The organism is Colwellia sp. Bg11-28, from assembly GCF_002836245.1.
GTDB classification, from domain to species: domain Bacteria; phylum Pseudomonadota; class Gammaproteobacteria; order Enterobacterales; family Alteromonadaceae; genus Colwellia; species Colwellia psychrerythraea_A.
In genome coordinates this window covers 249,299-267,281 of the sequence record NZ_PJBA01000008.1, presented here as the reverse complement: position 1 = coordinate 267,281, position 17,983 = coordinate 249,299, and the positions used below count along the sequence as shown (strand labels likewise).

Here is a 17,983-nt window from a genome sequence, read left to right as displayed (position 1 = left end):
AGTTAACGGAGTATAAAATGAAAGTACGTGCATCCGTAAAAAAGATTTGTCGTAATTGTAAAGTGGTAAAGCGTAAAGGCGTAATTCGCGTTCTTTGTGTTGAACCAAAGCACAAACAAAGACAAGGTTAAGCTTAGCTTTTAACCTAATATCTTTTAGAAGTGGCATTATGTAGATTTATCTGTATAATGCCGCTTCGATTTGCAGAAAAAGAGAATGGTTGGGTATCCTAACGGGCTTTCCAACCAAAGTAATTTTAATTATAAATAGGAGATGTGATTAGTGGCCCGTATCGCTGGCATTAACATCCCTGATCGTAAGCATGCAGTAATCGCCATTACTGCGATTTACGGTATCGGAGCTACACGTGCGAAAGCAATTTGTGCAGCTACTGGTATCGCTGAATCAACGAAGATCAGTGAATTAGACGAAGCAAAAATAGATTTGCTACGCGCTGAAGTGGATAAATTTACCGTTGAAGGTGATTTACGCCGTGAAGTTTCAATGAACATTAAACGTCTTATGGATTTAGGTTGTTACCGTGGCATTCGCCATCGTCGCAGTCTTCCTCTACGTGGTCAACGCACTAAAACAAATGCGCGTACCCGTAAAGGTCCTCGTAAGCCAATTAAGAAGTAAGAGGAACTAGACAATGGCTAAAACACCAGTTCGTACGCGTAAACGCGTAAAAAAACAAGTTGCTGATGGCATGGCTCATATCCATGCTTCTTTCAACAACACAATCGTGACTCTTACAGACCGTCAAGGTAATGCGTTATCTTGGGCGACTGCCGGTGGTTCAGGTTTCCGTGGTTCACGTAAATCAACTCCGTTCGCTGCGCAAGTAGCTGCAGACCGCGCAGGCGCTGTTGCAAAAGAGTTTGGCTTGAAGAATATTGAAGTGTTCGTAAAAGGTCCAGGTCCAGGTCGTGAATCTGCTATCCGTGCCTTAAATGCTGCTGGTTTTAAAATCACCAACATTACTGACGTAACACCTATTCCTCATAATGGTTGTCGTCCTCCGAAGAAACGTCGCGTTTAAGCGCTTTTTTTTAGGATAGTTGGAGAAAGAAAATGGCTAGATATTTAGGTCCTAAGTTAAAACTTAGTCGCCGCGAAGGTACAGATTTGTTCCTTAAAAGCGGTGTTAGAGCAATTGACACTAAATGTAAAATCGAAACAATACCAGGTCAGCACGGCGCCCGTCGCGGTCGTTTGTCAGACTATGGTGTTCAACTTCGTGAAAAACAAAAAGTTCGTCGTATTTTTGGCGTGCTAGAAAAACAATTCAGTAATTACTACAAAGAAGCGGCACGTCAAAAAGGCAACACAGGTGAAAACTTGTTACAGCTTTTAGAGACTCGTTTAGATAACGTAGTTTACCGTATGGGTTATGCAAGCACTCGTGCTGAAGCCCGTCAATTAGTTAGCCATAAGGCTATCGTGGTAAACGGCGTTGTAGTTAATATTCCATCTTTCACTGTTAAAGCTGAAGATACTGTTTCTGTTCGTGAGAAGTCTAAAACTCAAGCGCGTATTATCGCTGCTTTAGAATTAGCTGATCAACGTGAGAAACCACTTTGGGTTGAAGTAGATACTAAGAAGCTTGAAGGCGTTTTCAAACGTGTTCCAGATCGTGCTGACTTATCTGCCGAAATTAATGAACAGTTGATTGTTGAACTTTACTCTAAGTAGAGTTGCACTTTAAGAGAGGACATATATGCAGGGTTCTGTAACCGAATTCCTTAGACCACGCTTAGTTGGCATTGAAACCGTTAGCCCTCGTCGTGCTAAGGTAACTTTGGAACCACTAGAACGTGGTTTTGGTCACACTTTAGGTAATGCGTTACGTCGTATTCTTTTATCTTCAATGCCGGGTTGTGCCGTAACTGAAGTTGAAATTGACGGTGTTTTACATGAGTACAGTAGTAAAGAAGGTGTTCAAGAGGACATCATCGAAATATTGTTAAACCTTAAAGGGCTTGCAGTTATTTTAGAAGGCAAGAATGAAGCCGTTCTTACCGTAACTAAGTCTGGTGAAGGCCCTGTAACGGCAGCTGATATACAACATGACGGAGATGTAACAATTGCAAATCCTGATCATGTTATCTGCACCTTAACAGGTGAAGGTTCTATCAGCATGCGCATTAAAGTTGAAATGGGACGTGGTTATGTTCCCGCTTCTGCGCGCCGTGATGCCGAGGAAGAAGATCGTGCTATTGGTCGTTTGTTGGTTGACGCCTCATTCAGCCCAGTAGTTAGAATTGCTTATGATGTTGATTCTGCACGTGTTGAACAACGTACAGATTTAGACAAATTAGTTTTAGATATGGAAACCAATGGTACATTGGATCCGGAAGAAGCTATCCGTCGTGCTTCAACTATTCTTGCTGAACAGCTTGATGCGTTTGTTGAACTTCGTGATATCAAAGAAGTAGAGCAAGTGGAAGAAAAACCATTGTTCGACCCAATCTTGCTTCGTCCTGTTGATGATCTAGAATTAACTGTTCGTTCAGCTAACTGTCTAAAAGCAGAAGCAATTCAATACATTGGTGATTTAGTACAACGTGCTGAAGTGGAGCTTCTTAAAACGCCTAATTTAGGTAAGAAGTCTCTAACTGAAATCAAAGACGTGTTAGCGTCGCGTGGTTTGTCTCTAGGCATGCGCCTAGAAAACTGGCCACCTGAAAGCATTGTTGACAACGACTAGTTCGATCATCATTTTTTTAATAGTTAGAGAGAAGGATTAACTTATGCGTCATCGTCAAAGCGGTCGCCAGTTAAACCGTAATAGCAGTCATCGTCAAGCGATGTTCCGCAATATGGCAAGCTCTTTAGTTAAGCACGGCGTTATTAAAACGACTGTTGCTAAAGCTAAAGAACTACGTCGTGTTCTTGAGCCACTGATTACATTGGCTAAGACCGACAGTGTTGCAAATCGCCGTTTAGCGTTTGCTCGTACACAAGATAAAGAAGTAGTAGGTATTTTATTCAACGAACTTGGTGCTCGTTACCAAGAACGTCCAGGTGGTTATACTCGCATTTTAAAATGTGGTTTCCGTACTGGTGATAAAGCGCCTATGGCATATATTGAATTAGTAGACCGCCCAGTAGTAGAAGACGCTCCTGAAGTAGTTGAAGAATCAGCAGAAGCATAAACGAAAGTTTATACTTCAATTAAAAAACCGAGCTTAGGCTCGGTTTTTTATTATCTGAAATTTGATAAAACTATTAACCATGCATATAGTGACTATGTAGCCTTCATCGTTAAACTTGTCGCTTTCTTCCTTGACCTAAACGTAAATTCACCGTATAAAATATCTATCGTACTTTAGTTTATCCTTTGAGCCTTTATGTCTTCACGCAATCCAATCATAGCAGTCACTGGCTCATCAGGAGCGGGTACATCAACAACGACTGCTTCCTTTGAGCATATCTTTAGAACACTCGGTATATCCTCTGTCAATGTAGAAGGTGATAGCTTTCATCGCTTCTCACGACAAGAAATGGATATGGAAAAACGTAAAGCGAAAGAAGCACGGAAAAACATTAGTTACTTTGGTGATCTTGCTAATGACTTTAGCGCTTTAGAGAAACAATTTCGTGATTATAGCGAAACAGGTAGAGGACAAATTAGGCGCTATTTACATACGTTTGATGAGGCAGTTCCGTACAATCAAATGCCAGGTACTTTTACTCCTTGGGAAGAATTTGGTGAAGGCACTGACTTGTTATATTACGAGGGGCTTCATGGCGGTGTTGTAACTAAGGATAATGATGTAGCAAAGCATGTCGATTTGCTTATCGGCATGGTACCTATTGTTAATTTAGAGTGGATTCAAAAGATTATTCGCGATACTAATAAACGTGGACATTCTAGAGAAGCGGTGACCGCAAGTATCGTTCGCAGTATGGAAGATTATATCTCTTTCATCACCCCCCAGTTTTCTCGCACTCATATCAATTTCCAGCGAGTACCTACGGTAGATACCTCTAATCCATTCAGTGCTAAGGCAATCCCTAGCTTAGATGAAAGTTTTGTGGTTATTCGCTTTCGTGAAGTCAAAAATGTAGATTTTCAGTATTATCTTCGTATGATTGATGGATCATTTATGTCGCGAATTAATACCCTTGTCGTTCCTGGTGGAAAAATGGGTCTAGCGATGGAGTTAATTTTAACACCGCTAATACGGGATTTAATGGATCGTAAAAACCAAGCAAACAAACAACTAGACTGGATGAGCGATTTATAACGATCGTTTATACAAATTATTGATTTATATAAATACACCTCTAAAGTATTTAATTACTGTTGTTGGCTTTAAATGCATTGCTTTCTGCTATTGTGTTTTATGGTATTCTGAATACTTTAATATTTGGGTCTATTAGAAGTCTTAATTTTTCAGAGAATAACTCTTAAAGCCAAAGTGGTAGAGTTATTCGCAGTACCAAAATTAGTATTAAGGTTTTGGAGAGGAATAATACGATCATTTGTGTAAACAAATTCTCTATAATTGCACGTGAGGGTAAAGACTATTATTAAAAGTGAAAATCACTTTGTTTGCTATTTCATTGGAGTAAGTGACATCAAAAGGTCATTATATGATTTCGACCTGCTGCCTTTGCTTCATAAAGCGCTTTATCAGCTTTAAATAATAGTTCTGATAAATCGTTCTCTCCTTGGTAACTCACGACACCAGCACTGACTGTTTGTGTTAAATCGTTTGAAATGATTGACCACTCATACTGCTCAATGTTAGTTAACAACCTATTAGCAATAGATAATGCTGTATCTATGTCGGTATCAGGCAGTAAAATTATAAATTCCTCGCCTCCAACACGACCTACAACATCACCTTTTCGAATGACATTAGATGCGATATTGGCAAGGCAAATTAACACTTGGTCACCAATATTATGGCCTAATTCATCATTCACTAACTTAAAGTAGTCAGCATCAAAGAAAATTAGCGAGAACTGTGTTTGGTTTTTCTTACTGTAGGTAAGACACTTTTCAGCCTGAAAATAGGTTTCTCGGCGATTAGCTATCTTTGTTAATTCATCAGTAAAGGCGAGTTTTTTAAATTGGTGTTTATGATGCATTTGTTTATAAGCAAATATTGACACCAATATTAATATAATTCCGACTAAGGTAATTATGATTAATTGCATCGATTTATTCCGTTGCAACATGTTCAATTGTATTTCTTTATCTTTAGCGTGCTGAACTAATAAAGTATTTTCATGCTTAATTCTATCAGTATCAAAGCGAGTTTGTAATTCAGCATTTAGCTTTGTAAGCACACTTTTATCTTGTGCTAAATGAACGTGCAGATGATTTCTTAACGCAAAGTAAGCACTTTTCCAGCTTTTATTAGCCTCGTGAATATTGCTTCTGAGTAAATGGACTTTACTAAGTCCACGTTGATTTTTATCGATTAAGAAGGCTGCTTCAGCGTTTTGTAAAGCGTGTAAGCTAGCGGGGTAATTGTTAAGTTTCAGCTGAGCATTAGCTAAATATAATTGTAAAAAACTATACGGAGCATTAAATTCAGGTGTAATTGTACTTTCTGCTTGTTGTAATATAGTCAGCGCTTTGTCGTATTGCCCTAATGTTATTAGGTTGTTGGCGATATTTATCGACATGTCAGCTGCAATGACTGGTTGTTTGTTGAGAAGAAACTGTTGGCTTACTTGATAACGGGTGTTGGCTTCATCTAATTTATTTAATTGCTCCAAAGAAGAGGCTATTTGAATGTTTATGCCATTGGCTTCAAATATTTTCCCTTCTTTGATGTAAACCTCTTCTAACTGTAATTGATATTTCAAAGCTGTTCTTGCATCACCAAATCGTCGATAGCTAGTCGCTAGTTCGCCTAAATTTATATTGGCCCAATAGGTTAATTTAAGTGACTCATAGTGATTTTGTGCCGTAAGTAAATCCTCAAGGGATGCGGAGTAATTGCCTTGATAAGAGTGCAGAGTGCCTCGTTGACTATGTCCATGGGCAACCAGTAGCGGTGCTTCAATGGTGTATGCTTGGTTAATTGCGGTAGTTAAATCTTTAAGTGTAGTCTCAACTTGACCTAGTAATCGTTGATAGCTGGTTTTACATAACGTTAAATCAATTGTGATTTTTGATGGGGTATATTGGCTAAATATATCGAGTTGTTCATTTGCGTATGATATAGCTGATATTATTTGTTCATTTGTTTCGGCTTTTTGATTCCAACACTTTGCCCGTATATATTCTTTTTGACGTAGAAAATCATTGGAAGCAATTGTACTTTTCAATTCTTGAAGTAAGCTATCTGCTTGTTCGGGGGATGCTGGTTTATTAGTTTTAAACAACGCGATTATGACATCAGCGCGTTTATTTTCGTTAGCGTTAACCGATAAACAGAAAAAAATACTACTAATGTAACTCGCAATAATTAAAAAAGTGACAAGACATTGCTTAATGAACAATAAATACCCCTGAAGCATAATGATTAACGCACTATACCATCATAGAAGTTAAACTGTGCGGTTTATCCTGTAAGGTCTCAGAAATGCGGTTCATATATGGAGCGTGTCATTGCGAGTGGTGTGTGATTACTTAAAACTGACGAGATTATGAAAATAAGTCCTTAGAGCTATTTCTGCTTAAATGTAGGCATTCTATTTACGACCTCTTAGGGTTATGTAAATTATTTACCGATAAAAAGTTCATCTAATTCTATCGCTAGTTGTGTTTTTATTTGTATTTCATCCTGAGCTGATAGTTGATGCTCACCGAGGTTAGAGTCAAGATTGAAAATATGTTGTCTCAATTCAATAGACTGTCTTGCTAGCTTACAGTGAAACAAGTTATGTGTTGTCATAACACTGTCTTTAACCTGGTATTTTGAGAGTGTATCTGTGGTTAAATGCTCACTGATTTGACTAATCTCATGATCATTGAAGTGCTTTTTACCGTATTGATCGCGCGTCATACCTCTAATACGATAATCTATATCGATAACATCCGCTGAAAAAGCCTCGATCACATAATCTAATACTTTTAAGGGCGAGATAATGCCACAGGTTGATAATTCTATATCAGCTCTAAAAATAGCTATGCCACTTTGTGCAGTTTCTTCTGGGTAGGTATGAATGCATAAATGGCTTTTATCTAGATGAGCCACTAAAGATTCTGGTTTTGCTTCTTCAGAAATCATTAAAGTTACACTCGCTCCTTGTGGGGTGTAATCTTGGCTCGCTATATTTAATACATTACCACCGATGGCGTGACAAACTTTAGTCAGCAGAACTTCAAGCAGTGCGCTGTTATAGGTTCGATTGATGTAGGTGTTATAACTCTCAACGGACTGAATTGAAGGTAAATAATGTACCTTGTATAACGAAAAGCTTAAACTTTTTGTTAAATTATTAAAGCCATACAGGGGGATTTTGTTATCAGTATTCATAAAGTAGTAGGGTTACGAAGCAACAATTTCAAAGTCGTGAGTAATGTCAACTTTAGCGTTTAACATTAAGGCGACAGAACAATATTTGTCTGCTGATAAGTTCACTGCGCGCTCAACGTGCTTAGCTGCAACATCAGCTCCAGTAATTACAAAATGCAGATGAATTTTTTCAAACAATGCGGGTACGCTATCGACACGAGTACCAGAGATATCGACATGACAGCCGATTATGCTCTGTCTCGCCTTTTGCAATATGCTAACTACATCTACCGAAGAACATCCTCCCAGAGAGATGAGTACGGCTTCCATAGGGCTAGGGGCTAAGTTACCACCATTTGCATCTAAAACCATGGTGTGGCCACTTTCTGAGGTGCCCATGAATAACTCTTCGCCTAACCACTTTACTTGTGCTTCCATAATCGACTCGATTTACAATTAATATATAGGGATTCTATCGAAGTTGAAGCCCCATCACCAGTCGTTATGTGTAATAGAGTTTCTTATTGAAGTTAGCGCTGTAATGACAAGGCTAATTATACCTATTCTACTTGAATATGCAGGGTTCAGCTGGAGTTTGAAACGGCGTCAAGCGGAATGGGTATAAGAGATACTAGCTTGCTTTAATAAGAAGTTAATCTTTATGAATAACGGTATCAAAGAGGTTTTTGATTAAACCTGCAAATTCTTTTATGAAGGCTTGTTGTGCAGCATTAACTGGATTATTGATAACACCTGATAGGATTTCTTCAAGGTCGTAAACGATAGCATCTACTTCTCGAATAATGGCATTGCGTTGATTAAAGGTCAGGTCTTGGTTTTGACTACAGACACTAATGATTTGGTCACACAGTTCTACTTCAATAGCTGACATTACGGTTTCACTAGCTTGTGCTGGTGCTGTTGAGTTTTCAAATAAACTGAGATGTTCGGTAAGGTATTCAATTATTTGAATGTAACCGTCAGTGTCTGTAACCATAATATTTTGGCTTACCTGTGTAAATTAGTAGTACTTTTGTTTGAGTATAGCAGGAAGTTTAGTGTTTTTAATGAGTGTGAATCAATAGCCCTTTATTTTTTATAGACGCTTTTGTACAAAAGCTTCTATAAAAAGATTGATGAGAAAGGGCTTTAAAAGATAAGGCTACTAGTTTACTGCAGTGTGGTAGGGACAACCATTAATACTGCACGCTGACCATTACCTACATTGGCATTAGGGAATACAATGCTCTCACCTAGAAGGGTAGTACGGTATTCTTGATTCATATCAGTAGACAAAAGTGTACCTACTGGGTAATCAGTAAAATTACTCGCTTCATCGGCAACATAAAGTTCAAATATATCACTCACTTTAGTGATATCACCTAGTGCTTCAAATAAATTGAAATCGTTGTTATCAAAACTTTTTAGCGGTATTGCTTCATCGCTAATAAGAGCGCTTAGGTTGTTTGTCATGGCTTGAAAGTTTGCCATATTGTTTTCGCCAAAGGGTCTTACTTTACCCAGCTCAATAGTAAAAGCATGTGCGGAAAAGTTGGCACTACTGAAATAGGAGAATGTACCACTGGGGCCATGACCGAATAAAATAGTGTTAACACCACAGCTAGCCATGAAGCTTAACTGCTCTTTATCCCATGGTTTACCTGCTTGGTATGGGTAAATTGCAAACTTTTCATATTTAGAGTTTCGAATAGCGGTATGCAAATCGTAGTGATAGTTAGTCATTTTGGATGAATTAGTTACTTGGCTTTCGCGGGTATTGCCGCTGGTATTATCAGTCGCGTTTGTAGCAGTGCCAGCGTTAAAGAAATCACTAACGTAACCTTCTAATTTTTCTGCTCGATACTTTTCAAAACAAGGATCGATATCTTGGTACTTACCACAAAATAAGCGATTTAAATTTTCTGTTTGAAAACGTTTTGCGATATTCATTGAAACAGGGTTACCCATAATTAATAGGGTACGGTGCTTTACTTGAATTTTTTGGGCAATAATGTCACTAATCAACTGTTGTACTATTTCAATCGGGGCAGTTTCATTTCCATGAATGCCCGATGAAATAACAATACTCTTACTTGGTGTTGCCGACTTTTCTTTAATCAGTTCAGGCTCAACATTTTCCGGTTCAATTAACAGTACACCGGTGTCGAGTAAGCTAACTTTTGCTTGCTTGACCTTAAAACTTAATTGGTTATCTGCGCCAGTTTGGACAAAGCCTTGCTCAAATTGACGTGTTAACGCGATAAAGTCACCTTGCTCAACAAAGTGGCGATAAGCTTGGGTAAAGCTATCACTGGTAATATCGGTAAGGTTTGCTGCGGTAAGAGTATTGTTGTTTTGCATTTAGAATTTCATACCAGGCGTCAATGTTGCAGGTAAGCTCACTTTTTCTGCTTCAACTGAGGCAATTGGGTAAGCACAATAATCAGCAGCATAAAACGCGCTGGCTCTGTGGTTACCACTAGCACCAATGCCACCAAATGGTGCAGCGCTGCTTGCGCCTGTAATTGGTTTGTTCCAGTTAACAATACCAGCACGAATGCGAGTAAAGAAGTGATTGTAAGACGCTTCACTATCAGATAACAAACCGGCAGAAAGACCAAAACCAGTATTATTAGCTTCATCAATCGCTTTATCGAAATCGTTGTAACGGTATAACTTAACTAGTGGACCGAAATATTCTTCATCAGGTATGTCGGCAATAATGTCACTAACATCGATAATACCAGGAGAAACAAAACCAGTACCTACTTCTAGATGTTTAAGCTCTAAAACAGACTTTGCGCCTAAAGTGAGTAATTTAGCTTGTGCATCTACTAAGCTTAAAGCCGCTTTTTCTGAAATCATAGAGCCCATGAATGGTTGCGCTTCGTCATCGTAGTAACCAATAGTTAAGTTTTTGGTTACTTCGATAAGACGGGCTAAAATAGCATCACCTTGTTCATTGGCTTCAATGAATAAACGACGCGCACAAGTACAACGTTGGCCAGTAGTAACGAAGGCAGATTGAACAATATCATGTACAACCGCATCAATGTCGCTAACATCTTTAACAACAAGCGGGTTATTACCACCCATTTCTAGCGCAAGTATCTTACCCGGTTGACCGGCAAATTGTTCATGTAATATATGACCAGTATTAGAGCTACCTGTGAAAAATAAACCATCAATAAGTTTATGGCTAGCAAGGGCTTTACCTGTTTCTACTTCACCTTGAACTAGGTTGATAACACCGTTAGGTAAACCAGCCTGTTCCCAAAGTTTTAACATTTCTTGTGCAACGCGAGGCGTTAATTCACTTGGCTTAAATACGATAGTATTACCAGCAATTAATGCTGGTACTATGTGGCCATTTGGCAAGTGACCAGGGAAGTTATAAGGACCAAAAATAGCAACTACACCATGAGGCTTATGACGGATAAAGGCTTTAGCGCCAGGCATAGGGTTTTCAACTGTGCCAGTACGCTCGTTGTAAGCTTTCAGTGAAATAGCGACTTTAGCTACCATCGCGCCAGCTTCACCGGTAGTTTCCCACTTTGGCTTACCAGTTTCTAAGGCAATAGTTGTTGCTAACGCATCTTTGTTCTCAGCTAATAATTCAGCAAATTTTGTTACCACGGCAACACGTGCTTCTAAGCTGATATTTGCCCAGCTTTCAAATGCTTGACGAGCACTTAAAACGGCATCGTTTACTTGATCTGTACTGGCAGTTTTACCTTGCCAAATGACTTCATTACGAGCAGGGTTAGATGAGTTAACATCATGACCTAAACCGGCTTGCCATTGACCATTAATAAATTGAACTGGATCTGTGTGAGACATGGTATTTCCTTCTCATTGATAGTGGTGATAGAGGCGTTCTGCTATCACCATTAGTAATTTGACGAGTGACTAGTATTAGCCACGCTAAATTTGTAAGTTGTTGTGCTAAGACAAAGTGGCAGGGACTAATTAGATATTATACGAACCCAATCACCAGCACTGACCATCAATGCATCGGCAACGGCTTGACTAATCACAACTTGGTTAGCTGTGTCGCGTAATGAAAGTGGCGCTTGAGTGGCTCTAAAGTCTTCAACTTTACTATTACAAATAATGTAATTATCAGTTGATTGCACTTCATCAATGATTACTTGGCAACGCTTACTTTGGTTAACCGATCTAATATTGTTAACATTCGATTCCACCGTAGGACCCGCATCAAAAATATCAACATAGCCACGTCTTGCAAAACCTTCCGCTTCTAATAAGCGAAGTGCTGGTACTGTTTGCGGATGCACCTTGTCAATTACGTCTTGTGCTTCTTTACTTAGCAAATTGACGTAAATTGGATACTTTGGCATTAACTCAGCAATAAATTCTTTTTTACCTATACCAGTTAAGTAATCAGCAGTAGGGAAGTCCATTGAGAAAAAATGTTCTTCAAGCCAATTCCAAAATGGTGAGCGACCTTCATTGTCTGAAACACCACGCATTTCTGCAATAATGGTGTCAGAAAAGCGTTCTTTATGTTCCGCGATAAAAAGAAAGCGGAAACGTGATAGAAAACGACCATTGTTATTTTTACGATGACTATTACTTAAAAATAACGTACAAATTTCACTCGCACCGGTGTAATCGTTACATAGTGACAAGGTTTCTACGGTATTGTAAATATTCAGTTCTCGTGAGCTATGGACAACTTTACCTAAATGATAATGATAAAAAGCATCATCTAAACCAACAGCAGCTTCAATACCACTGGTACCAACAACGTCACCTGTTTCGGTATCTTCCATAACAAAAAGATAACCTTCTTTTCCCGCTTGGCTCACTTCTTTTGAAAAGGATTCTTCAGCAAGGCTAATACGTTGTTGAAGTAATTGTTCATTTACTGGTAGTGACGTAAAACCGTGGCCAGAATCTATCGCGATTTGGTATAAGGCTTTCAAGTCACTTGTTTTAATAGGACGTACAATGATCATAAATGCTCTCGATGAAAAGAAGTGGTAACCTGCTCAAACCCTAGCGGCAAGAACAGGTAACTATTAGCATTGACTAGGCTAGTTTCGGTTAAATTAAACTAAACTAACGATAGCTTTTTCAAAGCGCGCTAAACCAAGAGCAATATCTTCATCAGGAATTACAAGTGATGGTGCAAAGCGAATAATACTTGCGCCAGCAACTAATACCATAACGCCTTCATCCATTGCCGCATTTAAAAAGGTTTTAGCTTGGCCTTGGTATTTTTCGGTTAATACCGCACCGATTAATAAACCTTTACCACGAATTTCAGAGAAAACATTATATTTAGCATTAATTGCGTTTAAGCCATCAACGTAAAGTTTAGCTTTAGCTTTGATACCGGCTAAAACTTCTGTTGTATTTACTGTATCTAATACTGCTTCAGAAACAGCACAAGCTAATGGGTTACCACCGTAAGTACTGCCATGAGTACCAATTTTAAGGTGCTTAGCAATCTCTGTAGTAGTAAGCATAGCGCCGATAGGGAAACCACCACCTAAACCTTTAGCCGAAGTTAAAATATCAGGAGTAACACCTAGATCCATATAGGCGTATAACTCACCTAAACGGCCAACACCTGTTTGTACTTCATCAAAAATTAACAAGGCATTGTGTTGATCACATAAAGCGCGAACACCTTTAATGAATTCATCTGTTGGCGAAACAATACCACCTTCACCTTGTAATGGTTCAATCATTACGGCACACGTTTTATCAGAGATTAGTGCTTTTAAACTATCAAGGTTATTATATTCTGCATGATCGATATCACCTGGTTTTGGACCAAAGCCATCAGAATAAGCTGCTTGACCACCAACCGTTACAGTAAAGAAAGTACGGCCATGGAAACCTTGCTTAAAAGCAATGATTTGTGATTTATCTGCACCATGTACGTCTAATGCCCAACGACGAGCTAATTTAAGTGCCGCTTCATTTGACTCAGCGCCTGAATTACAAAAATAAACTTTTTCAGCAAAAGTACTATCAACTAATTTTTTTGCTAAGCGTAATGCTGGCTCATTTGTTTGAACATTAGATAAATGCCAGATTTTCTCGCCTTGCTCTTTTAAAGCACCCACTAAAGCTGGGTGACAGTGACCCAAAGCGCTAACGGCAATACCGCCGGCGAAATCTATATATTCTTTGTCTTGTTGATCCCACACTCTAGAGCCTTGACCGCGAACTGGAATAACCGCTGAAGGTGCATAGTTTGGCACCATTACATCATCAAATAAGCCGCGTTCAACTGAAAAATGTTCTGACATTTTTAAAATCCTCATTTATAAGTGGGTAGTTTTTTTAATAGCTTATACCAATTGAGCTAATATATTAATCAAATTAGAATTTCATTAGCGAGCTTAGAACAAACAAAAATTATTTAAACATAGTTATTCTATATTTGATTAATTTTGCGACGTTATCAGTTCGCTAATGACTTCCCAAAGGGCTAGTACCTAATAAAAGGTAAAGGTTTACATACATCGTTATTGGTTTTGACAAGGTAATAACCATTCTCTTCAATCAATGCCTTGCCTGTAATCCTTTTAACTCTCGCTAATTGAGTAATTAATTAATTCACTTGGTATCACTGCATAATCTAGATAAAGCTTAATGAATATCTAATTATTGTAAAAAATAATAACAGCGAGTTAAAAAATAGAGCAATAGTATGACAGGAAATAGTCTGCTTGTCTTGCGGTGCTAGCCTGTAGCCCAGAAGAAACAAAGGCTTAGCTAACTTTATTCATAAAAGATGAATATTTATTGATTCGGATTGTTTTGTGGAAATAAGGAGATAAGGGAGGGAGTAGGCGCTTGCTTGATGAAAGCCATCAGCGTGATTTTTTAATAATTAATCATAAAAAAATCACGTAAAAAACTAAATTTTGTAGCAAATGAGCAACAAAATAGAGGAAGTTTGTTTTTTACGACGGTTTTACAGTGCTTAATTGAAGTTAAGCTTGATGTGATCAATATCGCTTTTTTTCAATAGTGTTATTTCGGCAGGTGTTAAATTAACCGTACTGAGTAACTTTTTACTTTCATCACTATCAATTAATTCTTCTTTCGCTAGCGCTCTAAAAGCGACATAGGCTTTAGCTTTGGCAACAAGTTGTGCAATAGGGTGCATTTTCTCAATATTATCAGCGTAAGCTAAATCAAAGATGGGCTCGGTGATAGCAAGTCGTTTAAAATGCATTTTCTCAATTAAATCAGCAGAAAGTTGCGAACTTCGCATAATTAGCTGCTCAAGGAGTAACTCTTCACTAGTCTCAATTTTTGATAAAACATTGTGCAAGCGTTTGTCTTTTTTCTCAAAGGCTTCACGTACTTCTTTTTTATGCATCTCACTAAACTTTGTTAAATAGCAGCGAGTGACAGCAAGTCTGCCAATGTTTGACAACATACCTGTGGTAAAAGCAGTAAATTCATCAAGGCCTTGCTCTTTGGCTAATACGCGTGAAGCCAGTGCAATGGATAAACTATCATTCCAAAGTTTACGTTTCATTAAACCGTAAGGAGCTGTACTAGTTGGCAACCAATGTTTTAACGTAAAAGTTGGCATCACTAATTTTAAATTATCTAAACCAATATAACTTAACGCTAGTTTGGCATCAGTAACTTGTACATCAGCACGTTTTCTATATTGTGGTTTATTCACTAAGCTAATTAAATCAATGGTTAACCAAGATAATGAAGCAGCAAGATCTTTGATTTGATTCACTGAAGCCGCACGAGCAGATAAAATATCAAGGATAGCAGGACAGGCATCTTCAATGCCTAATACATAATGATAGAGGTGTTCTTTATTATCAAAGTCACTATTAATTTGCGTACGCAGACGACTAAAGAAATTTTGTTTCGTTTGTTTTCGAAAATGTTCTTCGCCATGCTCGGCAATAATCTTCTCTTGTTGAGCTTGCACTTCAACAGATAACAATTCTCGGCGGCGGTTTTCTTGTTCGCTACCTTGATGATCAACCATAGAGACTTTACCACTTTGCTTTTCCGCAAAATCTTTACAGATAGAGAGGCTAATAGCACGTTGATAAACTGTGGCAACAGTTTGATTGTTTTCAAAAATCTGCATAGAGGTTTTATTGCTTACCTAAAATATAAAATTGAGCATCGAATGTGTGAAATCTATCGCTTTAAGGGTACTACTTTATCTGGCTTTACTCTAAAAAGCTCTTGTTATTAGCTTATCGGGTAATTTTTAAATTGCTTGATAAAATTTGCTAATAAACATTGTCCTTGCTCCGTAAGTATTGATTCTGGATGGAATTGTACACTGCTAATCGGAAGCGTTTTATGTTCTAGCGCCATAATTTCATCTACCTCACCTTGTTCATTTTGGCTCCATGCCGTCATGGTGAGTTCTGCTGGTAATGATTGTTTGTTAACTATCAGAGAATGATAACGTGTTACTTGTAATGGATGATTTAATTCAGCGAATAAACCTTGTTGATTGTGTGAAATCTTGGAGGTTTTACCATGCATAACTTTTTTTGCTTTTACCACACTAGCACCAAAATGTTGTGCAATACATTGATGGCCTAAACAGACACCTAATAAAGGTATTTTACCGGCGAATTCTTTTACCACGTCAAGGGAGATGCCAGCCGAATCAGGATCACAAGGACCAGGCGATATAACAATATATTGAGGCGTTAATTGCTCAATTTCTTTAAGGCTAATTTCATTATTTCTATAGACAACAACCTCTTGACCTAGCGCTTGAAAATAATGCACTAAATTAAAAGTAAATGAGTCGTAATTGTCGATCATTAATAACAAAAAAGTCGCCTCGCAGCTAATAAAATTCGCGGCTATTCTAATGCTTTTATTGGAATGGAGCAATGAAATGAAGGGATAAAAACGATATACCCAAGCCACCTGCATCTTCAGGTGGTTTGGGTATAAGCTAGCAAGTTGCTAGCTCTTATTGTATAGCTTATAGTTTTACTTAGAACTTAGCTGTCATTTGAACCCAAAGTTTATTGGTATCAGTTGGAGCTATGCCTGAATCACCTTCGCTATAGTTAGCAGCTTTAACTAAAACACCATAGTTTTTGTTAATTTGGTAAGTGGCAACTAAATCTAACTCGTTACCAAAATCAATGCTACCTTCATCCGATGAGAAATCATGGTAAGTTGCTGCCCATTTAACGCCTGACACTTTACCTTTGGCAGTTAAATAAATATCTTGTAGACCTTCTTTTGGAGTACCTAAGAATTTATCAGCCCAACCGTTGAATTTATGCTTAGTTGCTAATGGCGTGTTAAATGCAACTTTACCATCATCACTACCCAATAATTCATAACCACCTAAAACAGTTACTTGACCAAAGTTATAACCTGCTTCAGCATTAATATACATTGCTGAATAGCTCATTGGGTTATCACCATTGTCGCTTTGAGTCGCGAGGCTAGCATTTACTAAAAACTTACCAAACTTGCCATTATATAGCGCACCTACTGTGCTGCTAGAGTTTTTATAGTTAGCGACTGCATCATAGTCTAGAAGGTAAGCAAAACCCGCTAATTTATGACTTTTGTTAATGTTGTACTTCGCATTAACTAAGTGGAAATCACCTTTAACGTTTCCGCCTTTAATATCATTGATGTTCTGGATGTAGCTATAGTCAGCTAAGAAAGCATCCGCTTTATATTGTGCGCGAACTCCATCATATGTTTGTTCATTTTGACGCCAGCCTACACCACCAACAAAACGCTGATTGTTGTGTAAAACACGTTGGCGACCAACTACGGCACTAAAGCCATTGTTTGCGTACTTGATAAAAGCTTGGTTTACGTCAGTACTTTGTGGATCAACAACTACTGGATATTCAGTGTTACCATTTTGAGTACTATTATAGTCATCTACTAGAGCATCTACTTTATCAACTTCTAAACCCAGCGAGAAGTTACTGTAACTGCCTGTGTCAATTGTGATACGACTTTTTAGCGTTAACGCTGCAGCCTTTTTGTCTATACCGTCTTGATCTACGCCTTCGTAACGAGCACGTAAATTAACTTTAACTGTGCTCTCACTTAACGCTTCAGTAATGCTGTTGCCGTGTTCTGTTTCACCAGCAAAGGCGGTAGGAGCTGCTAAAATTGCTGCACTGATTAATGTTAAGGTAAACTTATTTACTACTGTTTTCATAATAATATCCTAATTTCATGTTTTTAAGAGGGGTCGTTAACTTTGTTATTATTATTGTTCTAAGTAACTGATGGGGGGAGTTTTGCACTGCATCAGATTGAATAGTTTGATTTAAATCAAGTTGTTAATATATGTATTTTAATAGGTTTACTAACTTGATTTAAATCAAGGTTAGCTTCAACTTAAATGTAGATTCCCATTGTTGGTACTCTTCTGGCTTAAAGATTTGATACAAGCACAATTGTACTCAAGAAAGTGTTACCCAGTTAAGCGCTGCTTAGGATAAAATGGCAAACATCATGCCCTGGCTTATCACGTTAACAGAGTAGCCCAAATTTTTAATATAGCTAGGTCGACCTAACTA

At 38.1% G+C, this 17,983-nt stretch carries 18 protein-coding genes; 7 read left to right on the top strand and 11 right to left on the bottom strand.

Annotation, left to right across the window (positions count from 1 at the left end; genetic code table 11):
- The first annotated feature begins 17 nt into the window (after positions 1-17).
- From rpmJ to CXF79_RS17185, 7 genes are all read left to right on the top strand, one after another.
- The gene (rpmJ, locus tag CXF79_RS17215) at positions 18-131 is read left to right on the top strand and encodes a 50S ribosomal protein L36 (RefSeq protein WP_011041472.1); all 114 of its coding nucleotides are present in this window, start codon (positions 18-20) and stop codon (positions 129-131) included.
- 151 nt (positions 132-282) lie between these two features.
- The gene (gene rpsM / locus CXF79_RS17210; RefSeq protein ID WP_011041473.1) at positions 283-639 is read left to right on the top strand and encodes a 30S ribosomal protein S13; all 357 of its coding nucleotides are present in this window, start codon (positions 283-285) and stop codon (positions 637-639) included.
- 13 nt (positions 640-652) lie between these two features.
- Positions 653-1,042 (top strand): 30S ribosomal protein S11, encoded by a 390-nt coding sequence (gene rpsK / locus CXF79_RS17205; RefSeq protein WP_011041474.1) that lies wholly within the window; start codon positions 653-655, stop codon positions 1,040-1,042.
- A 32-nt stretch (positions 1,043-1,074) separates the two neighbouring features.
- Entirely contained in the window at positions 1,075-1,695 is a 621-nt protein-coding gene (gene rpsD / locus CXF79_RS17200; protein ID WP_011041475.1) for a 30S ribosomal protein S4, read from the top strand.
- Positions 1,696-1,720: 25 nt separating this feature from the next.
- On the top strand, positions 1,721-2,710 hold the full coding sequence (locus CXF79_RS17195; RefSeq protein WP_011041476.1) for a DNA-directed RNA polymerase subunit alpha: 990 nt from the start codon (positions 1,721-1,723) through the stop codon (positions 2,708-2,710).
- Between the two features lie 43 nt (positions 2,711-2,753).
- Positions 2,754-3,158, top strand: a complete 405-nt coding sequence (gene rplQ / locus CXF79_RS17190; protein WP_011041477.1) for a 50S ribosomal protein L17 — start codon at positions 2,754-2,756, stop codon at positions 3,156-3,158.
- Between the two features lie 195 nt (positions 3,159-3,353).
- A complete protein-coding gene (locus CXF79_RS17185; protein WP_011041478.1) occupies positions 3,354-4,253 on the top strand; it encodes a phosphoribulokinase in 900 nt (299 codons plus the stop codon).
- Positions 4,254-4,587: 334 nt separating this feature from the next.
- Here the strand turns inward: CXF79_RS17185 and CXF79_RS17180 are convergent, their stop codons facing one another.
- The 11 genes from CXF79_RS17180 to CXF79_RS17130 form a co-directional block, all read right to left on the bottom strand.
- Positions 4,588-6,468, bottom strand: coding sequence for a tetratricopeptide repeat-containing diguanylate cyclase (locus CXF79_RS17180; protein WP_157825893.1), 1,881 nt, complete (start codon positions 6,466-6,468; stop codon positions 4,588-4,590).
- Between the two features lie 221 nt (positions 6,469-6,689).
- On the bottom strand, positions 6,690-7,448 hold the full coding sequence (gene speD / locus CXF79_RS17175; RefSeq protein ID WP_101156772.1) for an adenosylmethionine decarboxylase: 759 nt from the start codon (positions 7,446-7,448) through the stop codon (positions 6,690-6,692).
- 12 nt (positions 7,449-7,460) lie between these two features.
- Positions 7,461-7,865 (bottom strand): OsmC family protein, encoded by a 405-nt coding sequence (locus CXF79_RS17170; RefSeq protein WP_011041481.1) that lies wholly within the window; start codon positions 7,863-7,865, stop codon positions 7,461-7,463.
- 214 nt (positions 7,866-8,079) lie between these two features.
- On the bottom strand, positions 8,080-8,424 hold the full coding sequence (locus CXF79_RS17165; RefSeq protein ID WP_101156770.1) for a DUF3802 family protein: 345 nt from the start codon (positions 8,422-8,424) through the stop codon (positions 8,080-8,082).
- Positions 8,425-8,597: 173 nt separating this feature from the next.
- Positions 8,598-9,788 (bottom strand): succinylglutamate desuccinylase, encoded by a 1,191-nt coding sequence (astE, locus tag CXF79_RS17160; RefSeq protein ID WP_101156768.1) that lies wholly within the window; start codon positions 9,786-9,788, stop codon positions 8,598-8,600.
- Entirely contained in the window at positions 9,789-11,267 is a 1,479-nt protein-coding gene (gene astD, locus CXF79_RS17155; protein WP_101156766.1) for a succinylglutamate-semialdehyde dehydrogenase, read from the bottom strand. It abuts the gene before it with no gap.
- A 125-nt stretch (positions 11,268-11,392) separates the two neighbouring features.
- Positions 11,393-12,409, bottom strand: a complete 1,017-nt coding sequence (astA, locus tag CXF79_RS17150) for an arginine N-succinyltransferase (protein ID WP_011041485.1) — start codon at positions 12,407-12,409, stop codon at positions 11,393-11,395.
- Positions 12,410-12,502: 93 nt separating this feature from the next.
- On the bottom strand, positions 12,503-13,714 hold the full coding sequence (locus CXF79_RS17145; RefSeq protein WP_011041486.1) for an aspartate aminotransferase family protein: 1,212 nt from the start codon (positions 13,712-13,714) through the stop codon (positions 12,503-12,505).
- Positions 13,715-14,394: 680 nt separating this feature from the next.
- Positions 14,395-15,540, bottom strand: a complete 1,146-nt coding sequence (locus CXF79_RS17140; protein ID WP_041736601.1) for an HDOD domain-containing protein — start codon at positions 15,538-15,540, stop codon at positions 14,395-14,397.
- A 107-nt stretch (positions 15,541-15,647) separates the two neighbouring features.
- Complete coding sequence (locus CXF79_RS17135; RefSeq protein WP_101156764.1) at positions 15,648-16,247, bottom strand: anthranilate synthase component II; 600 nt, start codon at positions 16,245-16,247, stop codon at positions 15,648-15,650.
- A gap of 169 nt (positions 16,248-16,416) precedes the next feature.
- Positions 16,417-17,619 carry an alginate export family protein gene (locus tag CXF79_RS17130; protein WP_011041489.1) on the bottom strand — a complete coding sequence of 401 codons (1,203 nt, stop codon included), beginning with the start codon at positions 17,617-17,619 and terminating at the stop codon, positions 16,417-16,419.
- Positions 17,620-17,983: the final 364 nt, after the last annotated feature.

What these genes read in the sequence shown, in the direction of transcription:
- rpmJ (WP_011041472.1), top strand. Translation starts at nt 18, where the DNA reads ATGAAAGTACGTGCATCCGTAAAAAAGATTTGTCGTAATTGTAAAGTG.
- rpsK (WP_011041474.1), top strand. Translation starts at nt 653, where the DNA reads ATGGCTAAAACACCAGTTCGTACGCGTAAACGCGTAAAAAAACAAGTT.
- rpsD (WP_011041475.1), top strand. Translation starts at nt 1,075, where the DNA reads ATGGCTAGATATTTAGGTCCTAAGTTAAAACTTAGTCGCCGCGAAGGT.
- CXF79_RS17195 (WP_011041476.1), top strand. Translation starts at nt 1,721, where the DNA reads ATGCAGGGTTCTGTAACCGAATTCCTTAGACCACGCTTAGTTGGCATT.
- rplQ (WP_011041477.1), top strand. Translation starts at nt 2,754, where the DNA reads ATGCGTCATCGTCAAAGCGGTCGCCAGTTAAACCGTAATAGCAGTCAT.
- CXF79_RS17185 (WP_011041478.1), top strand. Translation starts at nt 3,354, where the DNA reads ATGTCTTCACGCAATCCAATCATAGCAGTCACTGGCTCATCAGGAGCG.
- speD (WP_101156772.1), bottom strand. Translation starts at nt 7,448, where the DNA reads ATGAATACTGATAACAAAATCCCCCTGTATGGCTTTAATAATTTAACA.
- CXF79_RS17170 (WP_011041481.1), bottom strand. Translation starts at nt 7,865, where the DNA reads ATGGAAGCACAAGTAAAGTGGTTAGGCGAAGAGTTATTCATGGGCACC.
- CXF79_RS17165 (WP_101156770.1), bottom strand. Translation starts at nt 8,424, where the DNA reads ATGGTTACAGACACTGACGGTTACATTCAAATAATTGAATACCTTACC.
- astE (WP_101156768.1), bottom strand. Translation starts at nt 9,788, where the DNA reads ATGCAAAACAACAATACTCTTACCGCAGCAAACCTTACCGATATTACC.
- astD (WP_101156766.1), bottom strand. Translation starts at nt 11,267, where the DNA reads ATGTCTCACACAGATCCAGTTCAATTTATTAATGGTCAATGGCAAGCC.
- astA (WP_011041485.1), bottom strand. Translation starts at nt 12,409, where the DNA reads ATGATCATTGTACGTCCTATTAAAACAAGTGACTTGAAAGCCTTATAC.
- CXF79_RS17145 (WP_011041486.1), bottom strand. Translation starts at nt 13,714, where the DNA reads ATGTCAGAACATTTTTCAGTTGAACGCGGCTTATTTGATGATGTAATG.
- CXF79_RS17140 (WP_041736601.1), bottom strand. Translation starts at nt 15,540, where the DNA reads ATGCAGATTTTTGAAAACAATCAAACTGTTGCCACAGTTTATCAACGT.
- CXF79_RS17130 (WP_011041489.1), bottom strand. Translation starts at nt 17,619, where the DNA reads ATGAAAACAGTAGTAAATAAGTTTACCTTAACATTAATCAGTGCAGCA.